The sequence below is a fragment of the Bradyrhizobium sp. USDA 4474 genome, assembly GCF_054057515.1.
In genome coordinates this window covers 5,460,461-5,483,476 of sequence record NZ_JBSRZJ010000002.1, presented here as the reverse complement: position 1 = coordinate 5,483,476, position 23,016 = coordinate 5,460,461, and the positions used below count along the sequence as shown (strand labels likewise).

Annotated in this window: 20 protein-coding genes; 7 read left to right on the top strand and 13 right to left on the bottom strand. The window is 64.9% G+C overall.

Annotated elements, in window-relative coordinates; genetic code table 11:
- Positions 1 to 112: 112 nt before the first annotated feature.
- From glyS to ACVW16_RS27330, 6 genes are all read right to left on the bottom strand, one after another.
- Positions 113 to 2,221 carry a glycine--tRNA ligase subunit beta gene (gene glyS / locus ACVW16_RS27355; RefSeq protein ID WP_456737889.1) on the bottom strand — a complete coding sequence of 703 codons (2,109 nt, stop codon included), beginning with the start codon at positions 2,219 to 2,221 and terminating at the stop codon, positions 113 to 115.
- The gene (locus tag ACVW16_RS27350; RefSeq protein WP_456737888.1) at positions 2,221 to 3,156 is read right to left on the bottom strand and encodes a glycine--tRNA ligase subunit alpha; all 936 of its coding nucleotides are present in this window, start codon (positions 3,154 to 3,156) and stop codon (positions 2,221 to 2,223) included. Before ACVW16_RS27350 ends, glyS begins: the two co-directional genes overlap by 1 nt.
- A gap of 221 nt (positions 3,157 to 3,377) precedes the next feature.
- On the bottom strand, positions 3,378 to 3,569 hold the full coding sequence (locus ACVW16_RS27345; protein ID WP_456702110.1) for a hypothetical protein: 192 nt from the start codon (positions 3,567 to 3,569) through the stop codon (positions 3,378 to 3,380).
- A 105-nt stretch (positions 3,570 to 3,674) separates the two neighbouring features.
- Positions 3,675 to 4,583, bottom strand: coding sequence for a S49 family peptidase (locus ACVW16_RS27340; RefSeq protein ID WP_456702109.1), 909 nt, complete (start codon positions 4,581 to 4,583; stop codon positions 3,675 to 3,677).
- 216 nt (positions 4,584 to 4,799) lie between these two features.
- Positions 4,800 to 5,567 (bottom strand): tRNA1(Val) (adenine(37)-N6)-methyltransferase, encoded by a 768-nt coding sequence (locus ACVW16_RS27335; protein ID WP_456738464.1) that lies wholly within the window; start codon positions 5,565 to 5,567, stop codon positions 4,800 to 4,802.
- Positions 5,560 to 5,787, bottom strand: coding sequence for a putative signal transducing protein (locus ACVW16_RS27330; protein WP_092227450.1), 228 nt, complete (start codon positions 5,785 to 5,787; stop codon positions 5,560 to 5,562). Before ACVW16_RS27330 ends, ACVW16_RS27335 begins: the two co-directional genes overlap by 8 nt.
- A 131-nt stretch (positions 5,788 to 5,918) precedes the next feature.
- Here ACVW16_RS27330 and ACVW16_RS27325 point away from each other — a divergent pair, with 131 nt between their 5' ends.
- The 5 genes from ACVW16_RS27325 to ACVW16_RS27305 all read left to right on the top strand — a co-directional run bounded on the left by ACVW16_RS27325 (position 5,919) and on the right by ACVW16_RS27305 (position 10,612).
- Complete coding sequence (locus tag ACVW16_RS27325) at positions 5,919 to 6,926, top strand: polyprenyl synthetase family protein (RefSeq protein WP_456702107.1); 1,008 nt, start codon at positions 5,919 to 5,921, stop codon at positions 6,924 to 6,926.
- Between the two features lie 365 nt (positions 6,927 to 7,291).
- Positions 7,292 to 7,807, top strand: coding sequence for a winged helix-turn-helix transcriptional regulator (locus tag ACVW16_RS27320; protein ID WP_456737886.1), 516 nt, complete (start codon positions 7,292 to 7,294; stop codon positions 7,805 to 7,807).
- 1 nt (position 7,808) lies between these two features.
- Positions 7,809 to 9,071, top strand: coding sequence for a beta-ketoacyl-ACP synthase II (gene fabF / locus ACVW16_RS27315; RefSeq protein ID WP_456702105.1), 1,263 nt, complete (start codon positions 7,809 to 7,811; stop codon positions 9,069 to 9,071).
- 43 nt (positions 9,072 to 9,114) lie between these two features.
- Entirely contained in the window at positions 9,115 to 9,747 is a 633-nt protein-coding gene (locus ACVW16_RS27310; protein WP_456737885.1) for a LysE family translocator, read from the top strand.
- The gene (locus ACVW16_RS27305) at positions 9,740 to 10,612 is read left to right on the top strand and encodes an alpha/beta fold hydrolase (RefSeq protein ID WP_456737884.1); all 873 of its coding nucleotides are present in this window, start codon (positions 9,740 to 9,742) and stop codon (positions 10,610 to 10,612) included. The genes ACVW16_RS27310 and ACVW16_RS27305 overlap by 8 nt, the downstream gene beginning before the upstream one ends.
- On the opposite strand, the gene ACVW16_RS27300 is transcribed toward ACVW16_RS27305, so the two are convergent.
- From ACVW16_RS27300 to ACVW16_RS27290, 3 genes are all read right to left on the bottom strand, one after another.
- Entirely contained in the window at positions 10,609 to 11,493 is an 885-nt protein-coding gene (locus ACVW16_RS27300; protein ID WP_456737883.1) for a 4-(cytidine 5'-diphospho)-2-C-methyl-D-erythritol kinase, read from the bottom strand. The genes ACVW16_RS27305 and ACVW16_RS27300 overlap by 4 nt on opposite strands.
- Positions 11,494 to 11,531: 38 nt before the next feature.
- Entirely contained in the window at positions 11,532 to 13,328 is a 1,797-nt protein-coding gene (locus ACVW16_RS27295) for a tetratricopeptide repeat protein (RefSeq protein ID WP_456702101.1), read from the bottom strand.
- A 327-nt stretch (positions 13,329 to 13,655) separates the two neighbouring features.
- Positions 13,656 to 15,317, bottom strand: a complete 1,662-nt coding sequence (locus ACVW16_RS27290; protein ID WP_456702100.1) for an electron transfer flavoprotein-ubiquinone oxidoreductase — start codon at positions 15,315 to 15,317, stop codon at positions 13,656 to 13,658.
- Positions 15,318 to 15,453: 136 nt separating this feature from the next.
- Here ACVW16_RS27290 and ACVW16_RS27285 point away from each other — a divergent pair, with 136 nt between their 5' ends.
- Positions 15,454 to 16,257, top strand: a complete 804-nt coding sequence (locus ACVW16_RS27285; protein ID WP_456802527.1) for a uracil-DNA glycosylase — start codon at positions 15,454 to 15,456, stop codon at positions 16,255 to 16,257.
- Positions 16,258 to 16,270: 13 nt separating this feature from the next.
- On the opposite strand, the gene ACVW16_RS27280 is transcribed toward ACVW16_RS27285, so the two are convergent.
- The 4 genes from ACVW16_RS27280 to ACVW16_RS27265 all read right to left on the bottom strand — a co-directional run bounded on the left by ACVW16_RS27280 (position 16,271) and on the right by ACVW16_RS27265 (position 20,391).
- Positions 16,271 to 17,779 (bottom strand): glycosyltransferase family 39 protein, encoded by a 1,509-nt coding sequence (locus ACVW16_RS27280; protein ID WP_456737881.1) that lies wholly within the window; start codon positions 17,777 to 17,779, stop codon positions 16,271 to 16,273.
- A 99-nt stretch (positions 17,780 to 17,878) separates the two neighbouring features.
- Entirely contained in the window at positions 17,879 to 18,673 is a 795-nt protein-coding gene (locus tag ACVW16_RS27275) for a ribonuclease HII (RefSeq protein ID WP_456737880.1), read from the bottom strand.
- Positions 18,674 to 18,750: 77 nt separating this feature from the next.
- On the bottom strand, positions 18,751 to 19,206 hold the full coding sequence (locus ACVW16_RS27270) for a VOC family protein (RefSeq protein ID WP_456702096.1): 456 nt from the start codon (positions 19,204 to 19,206) through the stop codon (positions 18,751 to 18,753).
- A 21-nt stretch (positions 19,207 to 19,227) separates the two neighbouring features.
- Positions 19,228 to 20,391: a PA0069 family radical SAM protein gene (locus tag ACVW16_RS27265; RefSeq protein ID WP_456737879.1), complete on the bottom strand. Its 1,164-nt coding sequence runs from the start codon at positions 20,389 to 20,391 to the stop codon at positions 19,228 to 19,230.
- A 210-nt stretch (positions 20,392 to 20,601) separates the two neighbouring features.
- Between ACVW16_RS27265 and ACVW16_RS27260 the strand changes: the two genes are divergently transcribed.
- Positions 20,602 to 23,016 carry a phosphoketolase family protein gene (locus ACVW16_RS27260; protein WP_456737878.1) on the top strand — a complete coding sequence of 805 codons (2,415 nt, stop codon included), beginning with the start codon at positions 20,602 to 20,604 and terminating at the stop codon, positions 23,014 to 23,016.

Below are 23,016 nucleotides of genomic sequence, written 5' to 3'. Positions count from 1 at the left end.
GTTCAACTCGATGTCCGGCGCGCCACGTCAATCATTCTGGCGCAGCAGTGAAAATCGGACATCAGGCCCCGCCCGGTCTTCCCCCCGCCGGGCGGGGCATTTTTATCCCGCCTCAATCCTGGATCTTCGAGAAGTCCGCGACCGCACGCGTGGCGCTGCGGATCTCGTTGAGCAGCTTCAGCCGGTTCTCACGCACCTTGGCATTGTCGTCGTTGACACGCACCTTGTCGAAAAACGCATCGACCGGCGGACGCAGCTTGGCCATCGCGCTCATCGCGGCGGAAAAGTCCTCCCTGGCAACGGCGGCACCAGCTTCCGCCTTCACCTCGTCGATCGCCTTCGCCAGAGCCTTTTCTTCTGCAAGGCTATAGAGCGCCGCATCCGGCGCACCGTCGAAGGTACTCCTGTCTTTCTTCTCCTCGATCGAAAGGATGTTGCTGGCGCGCTTGGTGCCGGCGAGCAGGTTCTTGCCGTCGTCAGTATCGAGGAACTTTCCGAGCGCCGCGACGCGGCGAACGATTGAAAGCAGCCCGGCCTCGTTTCCACCAAGCTCAAGCACGGCTGCGACGAGATCATGCCGCGCGCCTTGTTCTCTCAATTGAACCGTCAATCGATCTTCGAAGAATAGCTGGAATGTGTCGCCGATAATTCCCTTCTCGGTATCAGAGATGTCAGGGCGGATGGCACGGATATGCGAGTCGAGAAGCCCCCTTGGATGCAGGTCGAGCTCATTCTCGATCGCGATTCTAATCACACCGAGCGCCGCGCGACGCAGCGCATACGGGTCCTTGCTGCCCGTCGGCTTCTCGTCGATCGCCCAGAAGCCGACGAGCGTATCGATCTTGTCCGCGAGCGCAACCGCGACACTGACCGGATCGGTCGGCACGCGATCGGCCGGCCCCTGCGGCTTGTAATGCTCTTCGCAGGCGGCGGCGACGGATGCATCCTCGCCCTGAGCCAGCGCGTAATACTTGCCCATCAAGCCCTGCACCTCAGGGAATTCACCGACAACCTCGGTCAGCAAATCCGCCTTCGCCAGATGCGCGGCGCGCGTCGCCTTGACGACATCGGCGCCGACCAGCGGCGCGATCTCGGCGGCGAGGCGCTCGATGCGCTTGATGCGCGCGGCCTGAGTTCCGAGCTTCTCGTGAAACACGATCTGCTCGAACTTCGGCAGCCGATCCTCGAGCCTCGTCTTCAGGTCGGTCTCGTAGAAGAACTTCGCATCCGACAGGCGAGGACGGATCACGCGCTCATTGCCCGATACGATGACCTTGCCGCCGTCTGCTGCCTCGATATTTGCTGTAAGGACGAACTTGTTGGTCAGCTTCCCGGTCTTGGGATCCCTAACGACAAAACACTTCTGGTTATTGCGGATGGTGGCGCGGATCACCTCGTCGGGTATCGCGAGGTATTCTTCTTCGAACGATCCCATCATGACGACGGGCCATTCGACGAGCCCTGAGACCTCGTCGAGCAGCACCTGATCCTCGACCAGCTCGAAGCCTTGCGCAAACGTCAATTCCTTGGCGTCGGCGAAGATGATGTCCTTGCGCGCCTGCGGATCGAGAATGACCTTTGCCGCCTTCAGCTTCGCTTCGTAGTCTTCGAAGCGGCGCACAGAAATCGCCGATGGAGCCATGAAGCGATGGCCATACGTCGTCTGCCCGGTCTCGATGCCGTCGACCTCGAACTTCACGACATCGGGCTCTTCCGTCTCGGGCCCGAAGGTCGCGATGATCGCGTGCAGCGGACGTACCCAGCTCAACGAACCCGGTTTTCCAGAGCGCGCGCCCCAGCGCATCGATTTCGGCCAGGGGAAGGTTCTGATGATGACGGGCAGGATTTCCGCGAGCACGTCGATGGCGTCGCGGCCGGGCTTCTCGATCAATCCGATGTAGAAGTCACCCTTGGGGTCGCGCTGGATCTTGGCTTCTTCCAGCGATTTCAGGCCGGTCGCCTTGAGGAAGCCCTGCACGGCCGCATCGGGCGCGCCGACTTTCGGTCCGCGGCGTTCGGTCTTCAGGTCGGGCTGGCGCGCGGGGATGCCGTGCACGGTGAGTGCGAGCCGGCGCGGCGTCGCGAACGCTTTCGCGCCCTCATAGACGAGGCCCTCGGCGACGAGCTTCTCGGTCACGAGGCGGCGCAGATCGTCGGCCGCCTTGGCCTGCATGCGCGCGGGGATTTCTTCCGAAAACAGTTCAAGCAAAAGATCGGGCATCAGGCCGCTCCGCCCGCTTCAGTATGGATCCAGGCCTCGCCGCAGGATTTTGCCAGCTCGCGCACGCGAAGAATGTAGCTTTGCCGTTCGGTTACAGAGATCACGCCGCGGGCGTCGAGCAGGTTGAAGACGTGGCTCGCCTTGATGCACTGGTCATAGGCCGGCAGCGCCATGAGATGCGCCTCGCGCTTGTCGTCCTTCCAGCCGGCGTCGAGGTACTTCCGACAGGCCGCTTCCGCCATCTTGAACTGCTCGAACAGCATCGCGGTGTCGGCGACTTCAAAATTGTGCTTCGAATATTCCCGCTCGGCCTGCAGGAAGACGTCGCCATAGGTGACCTTCTGGTCGCCCTCGCGGCCGTTGAAGTTGAGATCGTAGACGCGATCGACGCCCTGCACATACATCGCGAGACGCTCGAGCCCGTAGGTGAGCTCGCCCGCAACAGGCGCGCATTCGACGCCGGCGACCTGCTGGAAGTAGGTGAACTGGCTGACTTCCATGCCATCGCACCAGCACTCCCAGCCCAAACCCCAGGCGCCGAGCGTCGGGCTCTCCCAATCGTCCTCGACGAAGCGGATGTCGTGAACGGCGGAGTCGATGCCGATCGCGGCCAGCGACTTCAGGTAAAGCTCCTGAAGGTTCGGCGGCGACGGCTTCATGATCACCTGGAACTGGTAGTAGTGCTGCATCCGGTTCGGATTCTCGCCGTAGCGGCCGTCCTTGGGCCGGCGCGAGGGCTGCACATAGGCGGCGTTCCAGGGCTTCGGCCCGAGCGCGCGAAGCGTGGTGGCCGGATGGAAGGTCCCCGCGCCCATCTCCATGTCGTAGGGCTGCAGGATCACGCAGCCCTGCTCGGCCCAGAACCGCTGGAGCGCGAGGATGAAGCCCTGGAACGAGCGTTCCGGGCGCATATGGGCGGGCAATGAGGCGTCCATCGTCAGATCAGGCTCTCGCGGGGGTTTGAATCGCGCGGGACCGTATCGACGGCGGGGATGGGAATCAAGGCAAAGGGGCCTTTCTTACCTCTCCCGCCCGCGGGAGAGGTCGCGCCGAAAGCGCGGGTGAGGGCTTTCTCCTCTTGGGTTTCTCGCGTGTGGAAAGACCCGACCCGGCCTCCTCCGCAAGCGCGAGAGGCAGCGCACCTTCCGTGCGGAGACTATCCCGGCCTATACGCTCCGGTCACCGGGTCACGCTTCAGCGTCTGGACGGCCCCCGTATGGGCGGCCTCGGCGACGCGCGACAGGCGCATCTCCTCCAGCTCCTGGTTGATCCGGAGTGCGGTCTTGTATGCCCAGCGGACCACGGCAAGCCCACCCAGGACGCCCGCGAATGCAACGAACGGCGGCATCGGTCGATCCTTGTCTAGTGCTCAACCCCCACGCACATTCTCGCGCAGTCCGGGCTGCGCCGCAATTGGCTCAAGACGGACCAAATGGCGCGGCAGGGGATTCGCCTAGAACCCGAATTTCGCCCAAATCGCCCGCGTCTCGACCGCCGAGATCAGCTCGTCCGGCAGGCTGGCCATTGATTCCATGGCCGAAAGCTGCCCTGCGCCTGGCGATTTCCGTCCCAACAGGCCGGACAACAGCCCGGTCGGCTGCGCGATCACGGGGGTGAGAACCTTGTCGCCGTAGCGGGCACGAAGAGTTGAGCGGAGATCGCCGAGGCCGTCGGCAAGTCCCAGCGCGATCGACGTCTCGCCGGCCCAGTACTCGCCGGTGAACAGGGTGTCGTCGGCGCCCTTGAGCCTGCTACCGCGGCTCTCCTTCACCAGCGCGATGAAGATCTGATGGATCTCGCGCTGAAGCGCCTTCAGCTTGGCCACGTCATCAGGATTTTCGGGCAGGAACGGATCGAGCATCGCCTTGTGCGCGCCGGCCGTGTAGAGGCGCCGCTCGATGCCGAGCCGCTTGATTGCCTCCTGGAAACCAAAACTGCCGCCGACCACGCCGATCGAGCCGAGAATCGATGACGGATCGCAGAAAATCTCGTCGCCGGCGCAGGCGATCATGTAGCCGCCCGAGGCCGCGACATCCTCGACGAACACGAGCACGGGCAGCTTCTTCTCCGCCGCGAGTTGCTTGATGCGCAGATAGATCTGGCGCGACTGCACCGGCGAGCCGCCGGGCGAATTGATCACCAGCGCCACCGCCTTGGCGTTCCGATACGAAAACGCCCGCTCCAGCACCCGCGCGACGCCCGCGAGTGTCATGCCCGGACGCAGCGGCGTCACCGCGCCGATGACGCCTGACAGCCGCACCACCGGCACCACCGCCGTACCCGGTCGGAAGCGCGCCGGCAGGTATTGCAAGAGCTTGTCGGCCAGGCCGGAATTCTCGCGATCGTTCAATTGTTCGGCCATTCCGTTACTCCTGATTAACCAATTCTTATCACGCGACTGTCATTGAAAGTGCCTGGAACGTGTTTTGCAGAATCCGCGGCGGGAAGCTGCAATGAGGCAGCGGAGGAAACGACATGAAGATCTATCTGCTGTTGATGCTGATCGCCGCGCTCCTCACCGCGATTCGCTATACGTCCCCGCAGGAACAGCAGTCGGAATCGCTTCCCCAGTAAGCCGTCACGGCTCCGCCAGCGGCAAGTCCGCTTTTCCCTCGAGAATATCCCTCACCTCTTTTTTGGGCACGTGTGACTCGTTATTGAGCATCAGGCCCGGCAGCAATCGCGTCGGCGCGCGGCCGCCCTTGACGGCACGCACCAGCACGCGGATCGCAGGCCGTGCCGCTTCGCCATGAACCGGCAGAATCGACAGGCTGCCAAAACCGCCTGACAGCGCTGCCAAAACGTCGGCGATTCCATCCGCTCGCCAGATCAGCGTCAGCACACCGTTCGACCGGAGGACGCGCCGCGCTGAATGCACCCAGGCATGCAACGTCTCCTCGGTTGCGACATGCGCGGTGTGACGCGCCTGATGCGGCGAACCGCGATGCCTGATGGCATCGTTGAAAGGCGGGTTCATCAACACGCAATCGGCACTATCAGGCACGAGCCCATGTGCCGCAAACGGCTGCGCGTCATCAGTGACGTCGAGCACGATCACGTCAGCGGTAATCGCATTCGCGGCTGCATTGGCGCGTGCGAGCTCTGCCAATTCCGCATCGATCTCCACCAGGCAAAGATTGAGGCCGGCCACGCGGCGGGCCAGCGCCAGGCCGGCGGTGCCGACGCCTGCCCCGAAATCGACCACCCGATCCCCCTCACGGGCTGCCGTCGCGGCCGCAAGCAGGATCGCATCGTGCCCTGCGCGGTGGCCGGATCGCTTCTGCTTGAGGCGCAGCTGTCCGCCGAGAAAGGCGTCCTCGGTGAGATCTGTGACGACGTCAATCATCGCCGCGCAGTTCGTGGCTGAGCCCGGCCTCGGTCAGGAGTTGCCGGGCTTCGCTGGCGTCGTCCTCGTGGACCAGGATTCGCCGCGGCAGGACGCCGAGCGAGCCCTCGATGATGCTCATGTTCTGGTCCAGCACCAGATGGTGGATGTTGGCGCCGTCGAGCAGCGCACCGATCGCCGACACCAGCACGATATCATTGGTCCGAACCAGTTCACGCAAACGAGCCTCCTGGGCTGAAAGGGGTTGAGCGGCAGATGTCAATGGTTCCACAGGCCCTTGCCGCATCCCCGTCCAGTTTCTATTGTCTTTCCATCAGAATAGCCCCTCCGGGGCAAATATTGGAGACCGGCGTGGCCGTCATCGTACCTTTCGAAACCCCCGGCGCGTCGATCGAAGAGCTGGTTACCCTTGTCGCCGGTGACATGGAGCGCGTCAACGCCACGATCCTGTCGCGGACCGGGTCAGATGTGACCATGATCCCGGAGGTCGCCAACCATCTGATCTCCTCGGGCGGCAAGCGGCTGCGGCCGATGCTGACACTCGCCATGGCCAACCTCGCCGGCTACACCGGCGACGGTCACATCAAGCTCGCTGCCTCGGTCGAGTTCATGCACACTGCCACGCTGCTCCACGACGACGTCGTCGACGAGAGCGAAATGCGCCGCGGCAAGCTCTCGGCACGCATGCTCTGGGGCAACGAGGCCAGCGTACTGGTCGGCGACTTCCTGCTCGGACAAGCCTTCCGCATGATGGTCGAGGTCGGCTCGCTGCGCGCGCTCGACATCCTCTCCGCAGCCGCCGCCACCATCGCCGAGGGCGAGGTGATGCAGCTCGCCGCCGCCAAGAACACTGCAACCACCGAGGACGAATATCTCGCCGTGATCCGCGGCAAGACCGCCGAGCTGTTCGCCGCGGCCTGCGAAGTCGGCCCCGTGATTGCCAACCGCCCGAAGGCGGAGCAGACGGCCTGCCGCTCCGTCGGCATGAATCTCGGCATCGCCTTCCAGCTCGTCGACGACGTGCTCGATTACGGCGGCAAGAGCGCAAAACTCGGCAAGAACACCGGCGACGATTTCCGCGAGGGCAAGATCACCCTTCCCGTCGTGCTCGCCTTCCGACGTGGCAATGACACCGAGCGCGCGTTCTGGATCAAGGCGCTGGAGCGCGGCGAAATCGGCGACAGCGATCTCGACCACGCCATCGGCCTGATGAACAAGCACCGCGCTCTCGAGGACACGCTCAGCCGCGCGCAGCACTACGGCGCCATGGCGGTCGATGCGCTGGCGCTGTTCCCGTCCTCGCCGATGAAGAGCGCGCTGGAGCAGGTGGTGGCGTTCTGCCTGGCACGATCGCATTAGGCTTTCGCGCTTAGGCGCGACTGCCGGCGAGACACTCCGTGTCGTCTCGGCGTTCGCCGGGAGGACGCCGTTGAGATAGGCGCGACGGCATCAGCAGCGTCATTGCGAGTTAGCACCGGCCGAAGGCCGACCCGCGCTTGATGTAAGGGCCCGAAAGACTCTGGATTGCTTCCTGCGCTCGCAATGGCGGCGTATGTCGCGCACAATCGCTCACGAGCGTGCATCTGAAACCGCAGCCGCCGCTCTGATCGGAGCAGCGGCTCTCGCCGGAGCAACAGCCTCATAGTCGCGGCCCTTTCAACCCACACCCGTCCGCTGCCCTGCAGTAACTTGCTTTTTGCAAGCCACTCCCCTACCTTTCCCTGATGCAACCTAAGTCCCCCTCGATCCTGGAATGCCCGGTCGGCCGTGCCGTGGAGACGGTTGGCGAGTGGTGGAGTATCCTGATCCTGCGGGATGCGTTTCAGGGTTCGACGCGGTTCGACGAGTTCGAGCGCAATCTCTCGATCGCGCCGAACATCCTGTCACGGCGCCTGGCCCATCTCACCAAAACAGGCATGTTCGTCCGCCGCCGCTATCACGAGCGGCCGCCACGTTACGAATATGTGCTGACGGACAAGGCGCGGGATTTCTTCCCCGTCATCGCCACGCTGCTCGCCTGGGGCAACAAGCACCTCGCGCCGAAGGGCGAATCCATCCTGCTGGCGAACCGGGACGATCGTCGGCCGCTCGATCCGATCGTGGTCGACGCCGCCGGCAGGCAACCGATCACGCTCGCCAATGCGGTGGTGATCGCAGGGCCTGGCGCGAGCCGCCTGATGCGGCGTCGGCTCACCTCGCTCAAAGCCATGAACCCGGCGGTCGCGCCGGCTGGAGACTGACATGCGTCGTATCGTCGTCACGGGAATGGGCGCGGTGTCGCCGCTCGGCTGTGGTGTGGAGACATCCTGGCGCCGGCTGCTTGCCGGACAGAGCGGACTGCGTCCCCTGCCCCAATGGTCGGAGGCGCTGCCGGCGCGCATTGCCGGACTCGTGCCCGACAAGGCAGAGGATGCGGACGGCGGCTTCGACGCAGCGCAGGCCGCCACGCCGAAAGATCAGCGCAAGATGGACCGCTTCATCCTGTTCGCATTGCTCGCCACCGCAGAAGCCGTCGCGCAAGCTCAATGGGCGCCGCAGGATACGACATCGCTGGAACGGACCGCGACGATCATCGGCTCCGGCGTCGGCGGGTTTCCGGCCATGGCGGAGGCCGTGCGCATCACCGGGCAGCGCGGCCCGCGCCGGCTGTCGCCGTTCACGATTCCCTCGTTCCTCGCCAACCTCGCGGCCGGCCATGTCTCGATCAGATACGGCTACAGGGGCGCGCTGGGGACGCCTGTTACGGCGTGTGCCGCCGGCGTGCAGGCAATCGGCGATGCCGCGCGCATCATCCGCGCGGGTGAGGCCGATGTCGCGATCTGCGGCGGCGCAGAAGCCTGCATCGATATCGTTAGTCTCGGCGGCTTCGCGGCGGCACGTGCGCTGTCGAGCGCGTTCAACGACACTCCCGCGCGCGCCTCGCGCCCGTTCGATCGCGATCGCGACGGCTTTGTCATGGGCGAAGGCGCCGGCATTCTGGTGATCGAGGAGCTGGAACATGCGGTTGCCCGCGGCGCCACGCCGATCGCGGAGATCGTCGGATATGGCACCACCGCGGACGCCTATCACATGACGTCGGGCCCACCTGATGGCCACGGCGCCCGCCGCGCCATGGAGATCGCACTGCGCCAGGCGCAGCTCGCACCTTCCGATTTGCAGCACCTCAACGCGCATGCGACCTCGACGCCGGCCGGCGATGAGAGCGAACTCGGCGCCATCGGTGCGCTGTTCGGCCGCAACCGCAGCATCGCCGTCAGCGCGACCAAATCGGCTACCGGCCATCTGCTCGGCGCGGCCGGTGGGCTCGAAGCGATCTTCACCGTGCTGGCCTTGCGCGACCAGATCGCGCCGCCGACGCTCAATTTCGAGGACCCGGATCCTGGCGCCGACGGCATCGACATCGTGGCCGGCAGCGCGCGACCGACGCCGATGCAGCATGCGATCTCGAACGGGTTCGGCTTCGGCGGGGTGAACGCCAGCGCGATCTTCCGCCGCATAGGCTAGCGGGCAGGCTTGCAATCACGCTGGCCATTGCTACGACAGCAGGATGAGCGATACGAACTTTTGGCTATTCCTGGGCGCCGCCCTCGTCATTGCCGCCATTCCCGGGCCCGGCATCTTCTACGTCACGGCACGAACCTTGTCGGCAGGCCGCACGAGCGGCTTTGCCTCGACAGCGGGGACCGCGCTCGGCGGGCTGGTTCATGTCGTCGCCGGCAGCCTCGGCATCTCCGCGATCATCCTGGCCAGCGCCGAGCTGTTTACCGCCCTCAAATTCGTCGGCGCGCTCTATCTGGTCTGGCTCGGCATCAAGACCTTTCGCGGCGCCGGCCGAATGCTGCCGCTCGAGAGCGAGCCCGTCGGCGACACCAGGGCGTTCCGCGACGGCATGCTCGTCGAGGCGCTGAACCCGAAAACCGCGGCGTTCTTTCTGGCCTTCATTCCGCAATTCCTGGATCCCGCGGGAGCGAGTCCCACGCTGCAATTCATCATGCTCGGCGCCATCTCGGTGACGCTGAACACGCTCGCCGATGTCATCCTGGTGCTCATGGCATCGGCGACCCGCACGCGATTGATCGGACGGCCGCTTCTGATGCGTCGTCTCACCCAAGGCTCCGGCGTCTTCATTGCAGGCCTTGGCCTGTGTCTTGCGCTGGCGCGGAGACCGGCGAATGGCTGACACCCCGCAAAGCCGCTTCTACGAATCCCACGGCCTGCGCCTGCATTATGCCGATTGGGCCAACGTGGAGGCACCGCCGCTGATCCTGATCCATGGCGGCCGGGATCATTGCCGGAGTTGGGACGCCATTGCCCGCTCGCTGCAGCCGAATTTTCATGTGATCGCACCTGACCTGCGCGGCCACGGCGATTCCGACTGGACCAAAGGCGGCAGCTACGCGCTGACTGAGTATGTTTACGATCTCGCCCAGCTCGTCCGCAGCATCGCGGCCCCCCAGGTGACGCTCATCGGCCACTCGATGGGCGGCATGGTGAGCCTGATCTTCTCTGGGGCATTCCCCGAACTGGTCTCCAAGCTCGTCGTGCTCGACGGTGTGACGATGCTGCCGGATTCACCCAAGCCGCCGGCGCATGAACGCATCGGCAGATGGGTCGGCCAGCTCGACAGGCTGCACGACCGCACACCGCGCCGCTATGCGACCCTCGCGGACGCGGCGGCGCAGATGGTCTTGCACAACAAGCGCCTCAGCCGCGAGCTCGCGCTTCACCTCGCAACGCACGGCGCGCGGCAGAATGACGACGGCACCTATAGCTGGAAGTTCGACCCCTACCAGCGCGCCTCCGCACCGCACCGGCTCTGGCCGGACGACCATGTCGCGCTGTGGTCGCGCATCGCCTGCCCGACGCTGCTGCTCAATGCCGGCGAAAGCTTTCTCGCCGGAGCAAAGGGCCTGGAGCAGTATTTCCAGCACGCCCGCATCGCAACCATCGCCGGTGCCGGACACTGGCTGCAGCATGACAAGCCGGATGAGGTGCTGGGCGAGATCAGGCGGTTTCTCGGGCTTTCGGAGGAAAGCGGCGCCTAGCTCAGCGTCCCCGCATGCACCCACCAGCCGAGGTGGTCGCGCCGAATCCTCTCGGCGGCGGCCTGTGCATCACCGGGCACGCCATAAATCGCAAAGCACGTCGCGCCGGAGCCGGACATGCGCGCGAGCTTGACGCCAGCGGAGTCGCGCAAAGTTTCCAGCACCGTCCCGATCACAGGTTCGATCCGCAGCGCAGGGGCTTCGAGATCATTGGCGACGGTTTCGAGAACATCGACCCAATCGGTGATCGATCCGCCCGCCTCCGGCCACGCCGGAGCTTCAAGCACATCGGTCGCGCCGACCAGCAATTCGCCGTTGCGCAGGCCCAACTCCTTGAACACGTCCTTGGTCGCGACCGGCACGCGCGGATTGACCATCACGCACGGCATGCTCGGCAGCGCCAGCGGCAGCAATTGCTCGCCGACGCCGGTCATGTCGCAGGCCCGCGACAGCAGGCACACCGGCACGTCGGCGCCGGTCGCAAGCGCGACCTTCTGGAGCCTGGGATCATCGAGCGGCAGATCGTTGAGGCGCGCCAGCAGGCGCAGCGCCGCTGCAGCGTCGGCCGAACCGCCACCGATGCCGGCTGCAACCGGCAACACCTTGTCGAGCGCGAAAGCGCCGAGCTTCAAATTCGGCACAGCATCGGCCAGCAGCTTGGCGGCCTTGAGCACGAGATTGTCAGCTGTCTCGCCGCAGGCTGCCGCGAGCGGTCCCGTGGTCGCAAGCCGGAGCTCACCGCCCGGATCCAGCGTGAGCCGGTCGGCACAATCGGCAAACGCAACCACGCTTTCGAGATCATGATAGCCGTCGGCGCGACGGCCGACTACGCGAAGGCTCAGATTGACCTTCGCGCGCCCTTCTTCAACCAACGCCGGCATCGGCGATACGCCCCCAGTTACCCGTCCAGTGACTTCGATCAACCGCCCTTGCCGTCGTCTTTCTTCTTGTCCGCCTGCGCGGCCGAAGAGTTCGAGGTCTCCTCGGTCATGCCATTGGCGATCTTGGCCTCGATCTTCGGCAGCTCCTCCGGCTCCGGCTTGAGATCGCGGGCATGTGCCCACTGGAATTTGGCCTCGAGCGTGCGGCCGACGCGCCAATAGGCATCGCCGAGATGGTCGTTGATGGTGGGATCCTCGGGCTTCAGGTCGATGGCGCGCTCGAGGTTCTTCACCGCCTCTTCGTAGTTGCCGATGCGGTAATAGGCCCAGCCGAGAGAGTCGACGATGTAGCCGTCGTCTGGACGCTGCTCGACGGCACGCTTGATCATCTTCATGCCTTCATCGAGATTCACCCCCTGGTCGATCCAGGAATAGCCGAGATAATTCAGGACATGCGGCTGGTCGGGTTGCAGCTCGAGCGCCTTCTTCATGTCGGCTTCCGCCTTACTCCATTCCTTGGAGCGCTCCTCGCAAATACCGCGATAGTAATACCAGACGCTGTTGGCCTTGTCGTTGCCGGCGGGCAGCACGTCGATGCCTTGCGAATAGGTCGCCCCGCAGTCGGCGAACTTCTTGCGGCCGCGTTCGAGATTGCCAAGCGCCATGATGGCTTCGAGGTCCTTGGAATCCTCTGATATCACACCCTTGAGGATCTTGATCGCCTCGTCGGTTCGGTCAGCGGAATCCAGGTCGATGGCGAGCTGGATCTGCGCATTGCGCTTCAAGGGCGAGCTCGACGGCACGCGCTCATAGATCTTGATCGCCATCTGCGGCCGCTTCACCGATTCGTAGAGGTCGGCGAGCGAGAGCAGGGCCAGCGGATGCGTCGGCTGGAGGTAGAGCGCGAGCTGGAGATAGACCAGCGCCAGATCTTCGCCGCCGCGGCGGGTCAGCGTGGCGCCGATGCCGTAGAGCGCCTCGGCCGCACCGGCCTGCGCGGAATCGACCAGCGGCGGCAGCTTCTTGCCGGCCTTGGTCTCGCGCAGACCTTCAACGATCAGCGGATGACGGGCGAGCTTCTTGTCGAAAGCCTCATAGACAGCTGTCGCGGAAGCCGCGTCCTTGTTGCGCGAGAGCCAGCGCGCATAAGCTTCACTGACGCGCAGCATGGAATCGTCGAGCTTGTAGGCGCGCTCGAAGCGGACGCCTGCCTCTTTCTCCTTGCCGGCATTCTCGAGGATCATGCCCGCGTGCAGGTCCTTGAACAGCGGATACCATTCCGGACCAGTCAGCTTGTCGATGGACGCAACTGCGCCCTTGGCATCGCCCGCGCCATAGGCGGCCCAGCCGGACAGCAGGGTCGCGACGAGATCGGTGATCGGCCCGCGAATCGACTGGTTGATGTTGCTCTGCGCGCTCGGATATTTCTTCAGCTTCAAATCATGCACGCCGACCACGAGGCGCGCGACGCGATTGGTCTTGTCGACGGTGAGGATGCGCTCGGCGAGCTTGACCGCTTCCTCGATGTCGCCATCGTCGACCGACGAGATGAAGGCGCGATCGAGCAGCTCGTTGTTCTTGGGATCGGACCGCAGTGCCGAGCGGTAGAAGGCGGCGGCGGAGGCCGCGTCGCGCTCGACGCTGGCGTGGCGAGCGGCGAGATAGCTGCCGGCCGTGGTGAGCGACTTCAGATCGTTTCGGGTCGGAAACTGTGCCGCCGTGTCGGCCGGATGATCCGGCGTCTGCGCCAGCACCGCGCCTGGGACCGCCAACATCGCGGAACCCGCAAGGGCGATGGCAGCAGCAGTCCAGCGGTTGAAGCGATTTGAAAACATCAGGGCTCGCCTTGAGTTGGTAGTGCCTGGGTTTGAAGCGAAAGGCCGTCTCGCGCGCACGCGGCCGGCGACACGGGACCCGGAACCGTCGGGTCCGGACAATGCCGCTTTTGGCGCTTCACCGCAAGGATTCGGACCGGGCGATCCCCTCCGCACGCCCCAAATCGGCCAAGTCACCGTTCAAGTCACCGTTGAAGTGACCTCGAGAGAGCCCCAAGACGCCGCCACTATGGCCTTATCGTGGCCGGGGACCCCCGTGACGCCCCCGTTCTCACGCGAACGTGCGCTACATCGCCCTCCGGACCTGTTTGGCCGCTGGGCGCGTCCTTACATCGCCTCGTAGTTCGGTCCGCCGCCGCCCTCCGGAGGGACCCAGGTGATGTTGCCGTTGGGGTCCTTCACGTCGCAGGTTTTGCAATGGACGCAGTTCTGCGCGTTGATCTGGTAGCGCGGGCTCCCGCCGTCCTCGACCCATTCGTAGACTCCGGCCGGGCAATAGCGATTCGACGGACCGGCGAACACATCATGCTCGGAGGTCTTCTGCAGGTTCATGTCCGTCACCTTCAGATGGACCGGCTGGTCCTCCTCGTGATTGGTGTTGGAGAGGAACACCGAGGAGAGCTTGTCGAAGGAGATCTTGCCATCCGGCTTCGGGTAGTTCTTCGGCGCATGCTGTTTGGCCGGATCGAGCGTGGCGCGATCGGGCTTCACGTGCGACTGGGTGCCGAACAGCGAGGTGCCGAACAGCGTGTTGAACCACATGTCGAAACCGCCGAGCGCAACGCCGAGCACGGTGCCGAACTTCGACCAGAGCGGCTTGACGTTGCGGACCAGGAACAGGTCCCTGCCGACCGACGAGGAACGCCAGGCGTTCTCGTAATCGATGATCTCGTCGTTGGCGCGATCAGCCGCGAGCGCGGCTGCGACATGCTCGGCAGCCAACATGCCGGTGCCCATCGCATTGTGCACGCCTTTGATGCGCGGCACGTTGACGAAGCCGGCCGCGCAGCCAACCAGCGCGCCGCCGGGGAAGGTCAGCTTCGGCACCGACTGATAACCGCCTTCGGTGATGGCACGCGCGCCGTAAGCGAGGCGCTTGGCGCCTTCGAAGGTACCGCGGATCGACGGGTGCGTCTTGAAGCGCTGGAACTCGTCGAACGGCGACAGATACGGATCGTCGTAGTTCAGATGCACGACGAAGCCGACGGCGACCAAATTGTCGTCGTAGTGATAGAGGAACGAACCGCCGCCGGTCTTCAGGTCGAGCGGCCAGCCGAACGAATGCTGGATCAAGCCCTTCTGATGCTTGCCGGGATCGATCTGCCAGACCTCCTTGAGGCCAATGCCGAACTTGGGCGGCTCGCTCTTCGCATCGAGCGCGAACTTGGCGATCAGTTGCTTGCTCAGGCTGCCGCGCGCGCCTTCGGCAAACAGCGTGTACTTGCCGAGCAGCTCCATGCCGCGGGTGAACGAGTCCTTTGGCTTGCCGTCGCGGCCGATGCCCATGTCGCCGGTGGCGATGCCCTTCACCGCGCCCTTTTCGTCATAGAGCACTTCGGCTGCGGCAAAGCCCGGATAGATCTCGACACCGAGCGCCTCGGCCTTGCGCGCCAGCCAGCGGCAGACATTGCCGAGCGAGCCGATATAGCAATGATGGTTGTTCATGAGCGGCGGCATCATGAAATTCGGCAGCTTGATCGCACCGCCACCCGTCATCCAATAGAAGCGGTCGTCCTTGACCTGCGTCTTCAGCGGGCAATCCGCATCGTCGCGCCAGTCCGGGATCAGCTTGTCGAGCCCGGCCGGGTCGATCACCGCGCCGGAAAGAATGTGCGCACCGACCTCGGAGCCCTTCTCCACGACGACGACGTTGAGATCGGCATTGATCTGCTTCAGCCGGATCGCGGCCGCCAGACCCGAGGGACCGGCGCCGACGATGACGACGTCGAATTCCATGGATTCGCGCGGGGGAAGTTCTTCGGTGCTCATCTGATCTCAGCCCTTGAGACGGTTCCTTGTCATTTGCGCTCCCTTGTTTCCGATTTTTCCGGGTAGGACAACCACGGAAATGCGTTCCGCTGGGATGCAAGGCGTCCTAAGATGAACTAATAGTCTGACTTTCCCAATGATCCCCGAGCCCGTACCCACCGTCCGAGAGCTTCTTGCCTTCTACCTGGAGGCCGGTGTCGACTGCGCGCTCGCAGAGCAGCCGATCGACCGCCTGGCGGAATTAGATGCCCCGCCGCCCGCTCCTCGCGCTGCGCCGGCCGAGCCTCCGCGAGCTGTCGCCGCGCCTGTGGTGATGCGCGGCGAGGCCGCACCGGCGCCCGACGTCGCGATCTCCGCTGCGCGCGAGGCTGCCCGCGGCGCGCCGACTCTCGAGGCGCTGCGCGAACTGATGCAGGGGTTCGAGGGCTGCGCGCTCAAACACACGGCGACGCGGCTGGTGTTCGGCGACGGCAATCCGCAAGCGCGCATCATGTTCGTCGGCGAGGCACCGGGCCGGGACGAGGACATCGAGGGACTGCCCTTCGTCGGGCGCAGCGGCAAACTGCTCGATTTGATGATCGGCGCCATCGGCCTCAACCGCAGCACGGCCTACATCACCAATGTCATCCCCTGGCGGCCGCCCGGCAATCGCACGCCGACCCCGCAGGAGACGCAAATCTGCCTGCCCTTCATCCGGCGTCATATCGAGCTGGTGAATCCCGACGTGCTGGTGACGCTCGGCAATCCCTCGACGCAGACGCTGCTGTCGACGCGCGAAGGCATCATGCGTACGCGCGGGCGCTGGTTCGAGTACGACACGGGCACACGCACCATCCGGGCGCTGCCGACGTTTCATCCGGCCTATCTGCTGCGCTCGCCGTCCTACAAACGCCTCGCCTGGCAGGATCTGCGGGCAATCGCCAAGGCGCTGGCGGGCTAGCAAGCGCTCGTACTCACGTCGCCTTCGGCCGCACAATGGCCCAGCCGATGCGCAGCAATTGCTGGCGTCCGGTGACAAGCCATTCGAAAGCCCGCGGCACTTCGGGCACGATGCCGGGGAAGCGCGCGAGGATGTCGGGCGGCGGGGTGCCGGCGGTGTCGGACGCGCGCCAGACCACGACGCCGCCACTCTCGTTGAACTTTGCCTGTGACATCCACGGCGTACGCGCGGGATCAGCATCGATGAAGAGATGCGGCCGGCCGGAATGCAGCGCGATCAGGCTTGCAAGCTGCGTGTCGCCGGCCACCGCGCGCAGGCGATGGTTGGTCCGGCGGGCAAAGCTGTCGTCGAAGAAGTCGGAGATCGCACGGGCCGGCATCGAGGTCGCGATCTCGCCAGTACCGCTCCAGGGCAGCAACAGCACGGCCAGTACGACGCCGACAGCGGGTGCCACGACGGCCGCCGCCCACACCGTGCGCAGCATACGAGCGCGGCGCATCGCGATGAGATCGCCCGATACCACGACCGTCGCGAGACCCGACATGATCAACACGATACCGGCGCCGCCGACGACGGCATCGAGCCCGAACAGGCCGGCGAGCAGGACGCCGCCGAGCGCCGGCGCCAGCGCAAAGAAATAGACGAAGTGGCGGGCCAGCGGCTCGACCGGCGGCCGGTAGATGATCGGCGCGTCCTCGCACTTGCCGGCGAACAGGGGGGTGTTGAGGAAGGTCAGCACCGGGACTGCGATGGCGCCGAGCACGAGGCCGCCAAGCAGCCAGGCGGCATGGTTCGCACGGGCGCCGATGTCGGCCACTTGCGGCAAGGCTGGCAGCACAAGGGTCTCGGCGCGCATCAGCCAGACCGCATAGGGTAGCGCCAGCACGGCGACGACGATGACCGCAAACAGCGGATCGAGCGCGCGCAAGGTCCGGCGACCGCCGGCGGTCGCGAGTGCGAATACGACGAGCAACCCGAGCAGGAAGACCGCGGCCGGCGTGGTCAGGAGCAGCAGGCCGGCCTCGATCGACCAGGCGAACCAGGCATTGCCGCGGCGCTGGCCGATGATCTGCCAGGAATGCAGCAGCAACAGCGCCCACAACGGCCGGGCCAGCACCAAAGGTCCGAAGTCGAGCGCCGACGAGGAAAAGACCAGCAGCGTCATGGTCAGAAGAACGACGAGCACCGCCTGCTGGCCGCCGACGACGGCGCGTGCCAGGTGGTAGAGCGCGATGAAGGTGGCGATCTGGCAGATCTCGGCCAGGACGTAGACGCCGAACATATGGCCCCCGGCGGCCCGGTAGGCGATGTCGGCGAGCCAGATTGACAGCGGCGGCCCCAGATCGGTGCCGACCTGGTATTCCCTGCCGAAGGCCAGCAGGGTCGCGAGGCTGCCCGGCGGGCTGCGATAGAACAGCAGCGCCACCAGCAACCACATCGCGGCTTGAAGCAGCACGGCAATCCAGACGATCAGCCGCGGCCGGGCGCGAATGAGCTCGATGACCAGGGAGGTAAACCGCATGCAACGCCCGCAAGATGCAGCCAACCCGTCCAGCCGGCCCTATTCGCTCACACCTGTTTTGATAAAGGGCGACACGCGTCGTGGCAACGACCGTCTGGTCTAGAGGCCCGCGGACGCATCGATTTCAACTGTCGTCTGGACCTGCACCTCGATCGCGGTGACATCGAACAGTTCCCGCTCGGGCAAGACTGTCCAGGGCATGTGCTTGGCGCGTGCGGCGGCGACCGGGGCGAAGAAGCTGCGGTGGTGAACGGTCGGTCCGAGGCGGTTCAGCGCGTCGAGATGTTCGGGGACCCCGTAGCCCTTGTGCTGCTCGAAGCCATAGCCGGGGCAATCCTGCGCCAGCGCGCACATTAACCGGTCACGCGTCACCTTGGCGACGATGGAAGCGGCCGCAATCGAAAGTACGATGCCGTCGCCGCCGATCACGGCCTCGCAGTCGCAGGGCGTGTCGAGCCGATCGCGGCCATCGACGAAGACGTGCTTCGGCGCCTCTGGTAGAGCAACCACCGCGCGCTTCAGCGCCCAGAGCGAGGCACGCAGGATGTTGTCGCGGTCGATGCGCGCGGGCGAAGCCACGGCGACCGAGACTTGCGCGGTGGCGCAGATCTTGTCGAACAGCTTTTCGCGCTCTTCCACAGTCAATCGCTTGGAATCGTCGATGCCACGCGGGATGCGGTCGGGATCGAGGATCACCGCGGCCGCCACCACGGGACCGGCGAGCGGCCCGCGGCCGGCCTCGTCGCAGCCCGCGATCGGCCACACGCCGCGCTTGATCAGCGCGCGCTCGCGGCGGAAGCTGGCTTTGGCAGGCGGCGCCTTGGCCGCCTTTTGCGCAACCGCGTTCTGCGGCGCATCTTTGGCCGGCGTCTTACTGGACTTGTCCCGAATCATGGCCGGGATCGTGCGCAAGCCGGCCCGCCCGCGCAACCGGGAACCCCAGACAATTCCCGTTATTCAGATGAACCGCCCTACTCGGTCAGATGCACGCGCCTGTCGTCGCCGACCTCGATGCCGGGCGCCACGACGACCTCCCAGGGATGGCCATCGGGATCGGCAAAATACCCGGAATAGCCGCCATAATCGGTCTCGTGCGCAGCCTTCAGCAAGACCGCGCCCGTCCGAAGCGCAAAAGCCAGCACGGCATCGACCTCCTCGCGCGAGGCGCAGTTCCAGGCGAGCGTGATGCCGCGGAACGTCGTCGGCCTCGGCTGGTCCGGCAGTCTGGCGTCATCGGCGAGCTGGGCCCACGGAAACAGGCCGAGCACCGGGCCGCCGGTGTCGAAGAACGCCACGGCCTCGCCTGTTACCTTCAGCCGGCGCGAAAAACCGAGTGCGGCGTAGAAGGCGATGCTGGCGCGGATGTCACGCACACCAAGCGTGATCACCGTCAGTCGCGGCACGGGAGCCGGCAGTTCCTTGCTCATCACACACCTCGCTCGTCCCGCTCAGAACAGGCTGAGCTGCTCGCCGTTCAACTTCGGCCGCGCAAAATGATCCGTGGTCAGCTTCGAGCGGCGCTTGTTGAGCCCGAGCCGATCGCAGGCGATCTCGAAGCGGCGGCCGATGGTCCAGGCCATCGGGCCGGTCCCCTTCATGCGCTCGCCCCATTTCGAATCGTAGTCGCGGCCGCCGCGCATGTCGCGGATCAACGTGAAGACGTGGCGATAGCGGTCCGGATAATTCGCCATCAGCCATTCGCGGAAGAGATCGCGCACCTCGAGCGGCAGCCGCAGCAGCACGTAGGAGGCTTCCTTGACGCCGGCATGCGTGGCGGCATCGAGAATGCGCTCGATCTCGGAATCGTTCAGCGCGGGGATCACGGGCGCGACCATCACGGTGGTGGGAATGCCGGCCTCCGAAAGCTGCTTCAGCGCCTGCAGCCGCTTCGGCGGCGTCGAGGCCCTTGGCTCCATGGTGCGCGCCAACTTCGGATCGAGCGAGGTCACCGAGATTGCGACCTTGGCCAGGTTGCGCTTGGCCATGCGGGCGAGAATGTCGATGTCGCGTGTGACCAGCGCAGATTTGGTGACGATGCCGACGGGATGGCCGGTGCGCTCCAGCACTTCGAGAATCCCGCGCATGATTTTGCGCTCGCGCTCGATCGGCTGATACGGATCGGTGTTGGTGCCGATCGCGATCATCCGCGGCTCGTAGCCTGAGGCCGCGAGTTCCTTCTCGAGCAGAACTGGCGCCTCCGGCTTGGCAAACAGCTTTGACTCGAAGTCGAGCCCCGCCGACAGGCCGAGATAGGCATGCGTCGGCCGCGCGAAGCAATAGACGCAGCCGTGCTCGCAACCACGGTAGGGATTGATCGAACGGTCGAAGCCGATGTCGGGAGAATCGTTGCGGGTGATCACCTTGCGCGAGGTGTCCACCGCGACCGTGGTCTTGAACGGCGGCAACTCTTCAAGGCTCTGCCAGCCATCGTCGAAGGCGACGCGGGCCTCGGCCTCGTAGCGGCCGCTGGCGTTGGACTGCGCGCCCCGCCCGCGCCTGCGCACGCGATCGATGGCGACGCCGAGCTCGGGGAAATCGGAAGGCGCACCCGCCGGCTCGGAGGGCGCCGTGACCGGCGGGTGCTTGAGAGCAGAAGAAGATGCTGGACTCATGCCATCAAGATAGCACGACAAAGGAACAAATCAAGAACAAGAATCCAAAAGACGAAAACAACCCCATGCACAGTAGCGCTGCCCAAAGTTCGGGCGCACGCCGTTGACCTCACGCAACACCGCGTGACCTCGGTCCGGTTTGATGCAGGAGAAGGATCGATCTCGCCGGAACCCGGTTGGTGACGATCCCTGGTAAAGGTCGGCAGGATCATGACATCTCGACGACAACAGGCTGCTGCAAGCAGTGACCTCGATCTCCTTGATCGCTACTGGCGCGCGGCGAACTATCTCTCTGTCGGGCAAATCTACCTTCTGGACAATCCGCTGCTGCGCGAGCCGCTCCGGCCCGAGCACATCAAGCCGCGCCTGCTCGGCCATTGGGGCACGACGCCGGGGCTGAACTTCATCTACGCCCATCTCAACCGCGTCATCCGCGCGCTGGACGTCGACATGATCTATGTCTGCGGTCCCGGCCATGGCGGCCCGGGAATGGTCGCCAACGCGTATCTCGAAGGCAGCTACAGCGAGATCTATCCTGATATCGGGCGCGATGCGGACGGATTGCGGAAACTTTTCAGGCAGTTCTCCTTCCCCGGCGGCATTCCGAGCCACGCAGCACCGGAAACGCCAGGCTCGATCCACGAAGGCGGCGAGCTCGGCTACGCGCTGGTGCACGCGTATGGCGCGGCGTTCGACAATCCTGATCTGATCGTGGCCTGCGTCGTCGGCGACGGCGAGGCCGAGACCGGCCCGCTCGCCGCGTCCTGGCATTCGAACAAGTTCCTCAATCCAGCGCATGACGGCGCGGTCCTGCCGATCCTCCACCTCAATGGCTACAAGATCGCCAATCCGACCGTGCTCGGCCGGATGCCCGACAGCGAGATCCGTGAACTCTTCCGTGGGCTCGGCCATGAACCGCTGCTCGTCAAGGGCCACGATCCCAAGCTGATGCACCGCGCCATGGCAGATGCGCTCGACCTTGCGCTCGCCAGCATCCGCTCGATCCAGCAGCACGCCCGAGACGGCCGCAACACGATCGAGCTGCCGCGCTGGCCGATGATCGTGCTGCGGAGCCCGAAGGGCTGGACCGGCCCGAAGGAGGTCGACGGCAAGAAAGTCGAAGGCTTCTGGCGCGCCCATCAGGTGCCCGTGGCGAACTGCCGCGAAAATCCAGCGCATCTGAAGATTCTCGACGACTGGATGCGCAGCTACGAGCCGGAAAAGCTGTTCGACGAGAGCGGCGCGCTCGTTGCCGAGCTTCAGGCGCTCGCACCCGAAGGCAACAGGCGCATGGGCGCCAATCCGCACGCCAATGGCGGGCTCCTCAAGAAGGAGCTGAAGCTGCCGAACTTCCGAGAGTTTGCAGTCGAGGTGCCGGAGCCCGGCGGAGTCACGGCGGAAGCGACGCGCGAACTCGGCAAATTTTTGCGCGACGTCGTTCGTCTCAACGCGGACGAGCGCAACTTCCGCATCATGGGCCCGGACGAGACCGCCTCAAACCGGCTCGATGCCGTGTTCGACGCGACCGAACGCGTCTGGATGGAGCCGACCGTGCCTTACGACGTCCATCTCGCGCAAGACGGCCGCGTCATGGAGGTGTTGAGCGAGCATCTCTGCCAAGGCTGGCTCGAGGGCTATCTCCTCACCGGCCGGCACGGCTTCTTCTCCTGCTACGAGGCCTTCATCCACATCGTGGATTCCATGTTCAATCAGCACGCCAAATGGCTGAAGGTGACGCGGCACCTGCCCTGGCGGCGGCCGATCGCCTCGCTGAATTATCTCCTGACCTCCCATGTCTGGCGCCAGGACCATAACGGCTTCAGCCACCAGGACCCTGGCTTTGTCGACCTCGTCGCCAACAAGAAAGCCGACATCGTCCGCATCTACCTCCCGCCTGACGCCAACACGCTGCTGTGGATCGCCGATCATTGCCTGCGCACCTATGACCGCATCAACGTCATCGTCGCCGGCAAGCAGCCGGCGCCGCAATGGCTCCCGATGCAGGAGGCCGCAACGCATTGCGATGCCGGCATCGGCATCTGGACCTGGGCCGGCACCGAGGACGCCAAGGGCGAGCCCGACGTGGTGATGGCCTGCGCCGGCGATGTCCCCACGCTGGAGACGCTCGCGGCGGTCGAGCTGCTGCGCAAGGCGCTGCCGGATCTCAGGATCCGCGTCGTCAACGTCGTCGACCTCATGACGCTGCAACCGAATGAGCAGCATCCGCATGGCCTGAGCGATCGCGACTTCGACAGCCTGTTCACGAAGGACAAGCCGGTCATCTTCGCCTATCACGGCTATCCCTACCTCATCCACCGTCTCACCTACAGCCGCACCAACCATGCCGGCATGCATGTGCGCGGCTTCGCCGAGGAAGGCACCACGACGACGCCGTTCGACATGGTCGTGCTCAACGGACTCGACCGTTACCACCTCGCGATCGAGGCGATCGAGCGCGTGCCTGATCTGGCCACCAAGGCCGCGCATGTGAAGCAGCAATTTCGCGACAAACTGATCGAGCATTCGCGCTACGTGCGCATGCACGGCGAGGACATGCCGGAGATTCAGGAATGGATCTGGCAGAACAGCTCCGGCGGCACCACACCGGCCGAAGCCGGCGATTGA

Coding starts and splice junctions, on each gene's coding strand:
- ACVW16_RS27305 (WP_456737884.1), top strand. CDS start 9,740: ATGGCTGACACCCCGCAAAGCCGCTTCTACGAATCCCACGGCCTGCGC.
- ACVW16_RS27260 (WP_456737878.1), top strand. CDS start 20,602: ATGACATCTCGACGACAACAGGCTGCTGCAAGCAGTGACCTCGATCTC.
- ACVW16_RS27350 (WP_456737888.1), bottom strand. CDS start 3,156: ATGGACGCCTCATTGCCCGCCCATATGCGCCCGGAACGCTCGTTCCAG.
- ACVW16_RS27345 (WP_456702110.1), bottom strand. CDS start 3,569: ATGCCGCCGTTCGTTGCATTCGCGGGCGTCCTGGGTGGGCTTGCCGTG.
- ACVW16_RS27310 (WP_456737885.1), top strand. CDS start 9,115: ATGAGCGATACGAACTTTTGGCTATTCCTGGGCGCCGCCCTCGTCATT.
- ACVW16_RS27275 (WP_456737880.1), bottom strand. CDS start 18,673: ATGATTCGGGACAAGTCCAGTAAGACGCCGGCCAAAGATGCGCCGCAG.
- ACVW16_RS27265 (WP_456737879.1), bottom strand. CDS start 20,391: ATGAGTCCAGCATCTTCTTCTGCTCTCAAGCACCCGCCGGTCACGGCG.
- ACVW16_RS27335 (WP_456738464.1), bottom strand. CDS start 5,567: ATGATTGACGTCGTCACAGATCTCACCGAGGACGCCTTTCTCGGCGGA.
- glyS (WP_456737889.1), bottom strand. CDS start 2,221: ATGCCCGATCTTTTGCTTGAACTGTTTTCGGAAGAAATCCCCGCGCGC.
- ACVW16_RS27280 (WP_456737881.1), bottom strand. CDS start 17,779: ATGCGGTTTACCTCCCTGGTCATCGAGCTCATTCGCGCCCGGCCGCGG.
- ACVW16_RS27340 (WP_456702109.1), bottom strand. CDS start 4,583: ATGGCCGAACAATTGAACGATCGCGAGAATTCCGGCCTGGCCGACAAG.
- ACVW16_RS27270 (WP_456702096.1), bottom strand. CDS start 19,206: ATGAGCAAGGAACTGCCGGCTCCCGTGCCGCGACTGACGGTGATCACG.
- ACVW16_RS27320 (WP_456737886.1), top strand. CDS start 7,292: ATGCAACCTAAGTCCCCCTCGATCCTGGAATGCCCGGTCGGCCGTGCC.
- ACVW16_RS27285 (WP_456802527.1), top strand. CDS start 15,454: ATGATCCCCGAGCCCGTACCCACCGTCCGAGAGCTTCTTGCCTTCTAC.
- ACVW16_RS27300 (WP_456737883.1), bottom strand. CDS start 11,493: ATGCCGGCGTTGGTTGAAGAAGGGCGCGCGAAGGTCAATCTGAGCCTT.
- ACVW16_RS27290 (WP_456702100.1), bottom strand. CDS start 15,317: ATGAGCACCGAAGAACTTCCCCCGCGCGAATCCATGGAATTCGACGTC.
- ACVW16_RS27295 (WP_456702101.1), bottom strand. CDS start 13,328: ATGTTTTCAAATCGCTTCAACCGCTGGACTGCTGCTGCCATCGCCCTT.
- fabF (WP_456702105.1), top strand. CDS start 7,809: ATGCGTCGTATCGTCGTCACGGGAATGGGCGCGGTGTCGCCGCTCGGC.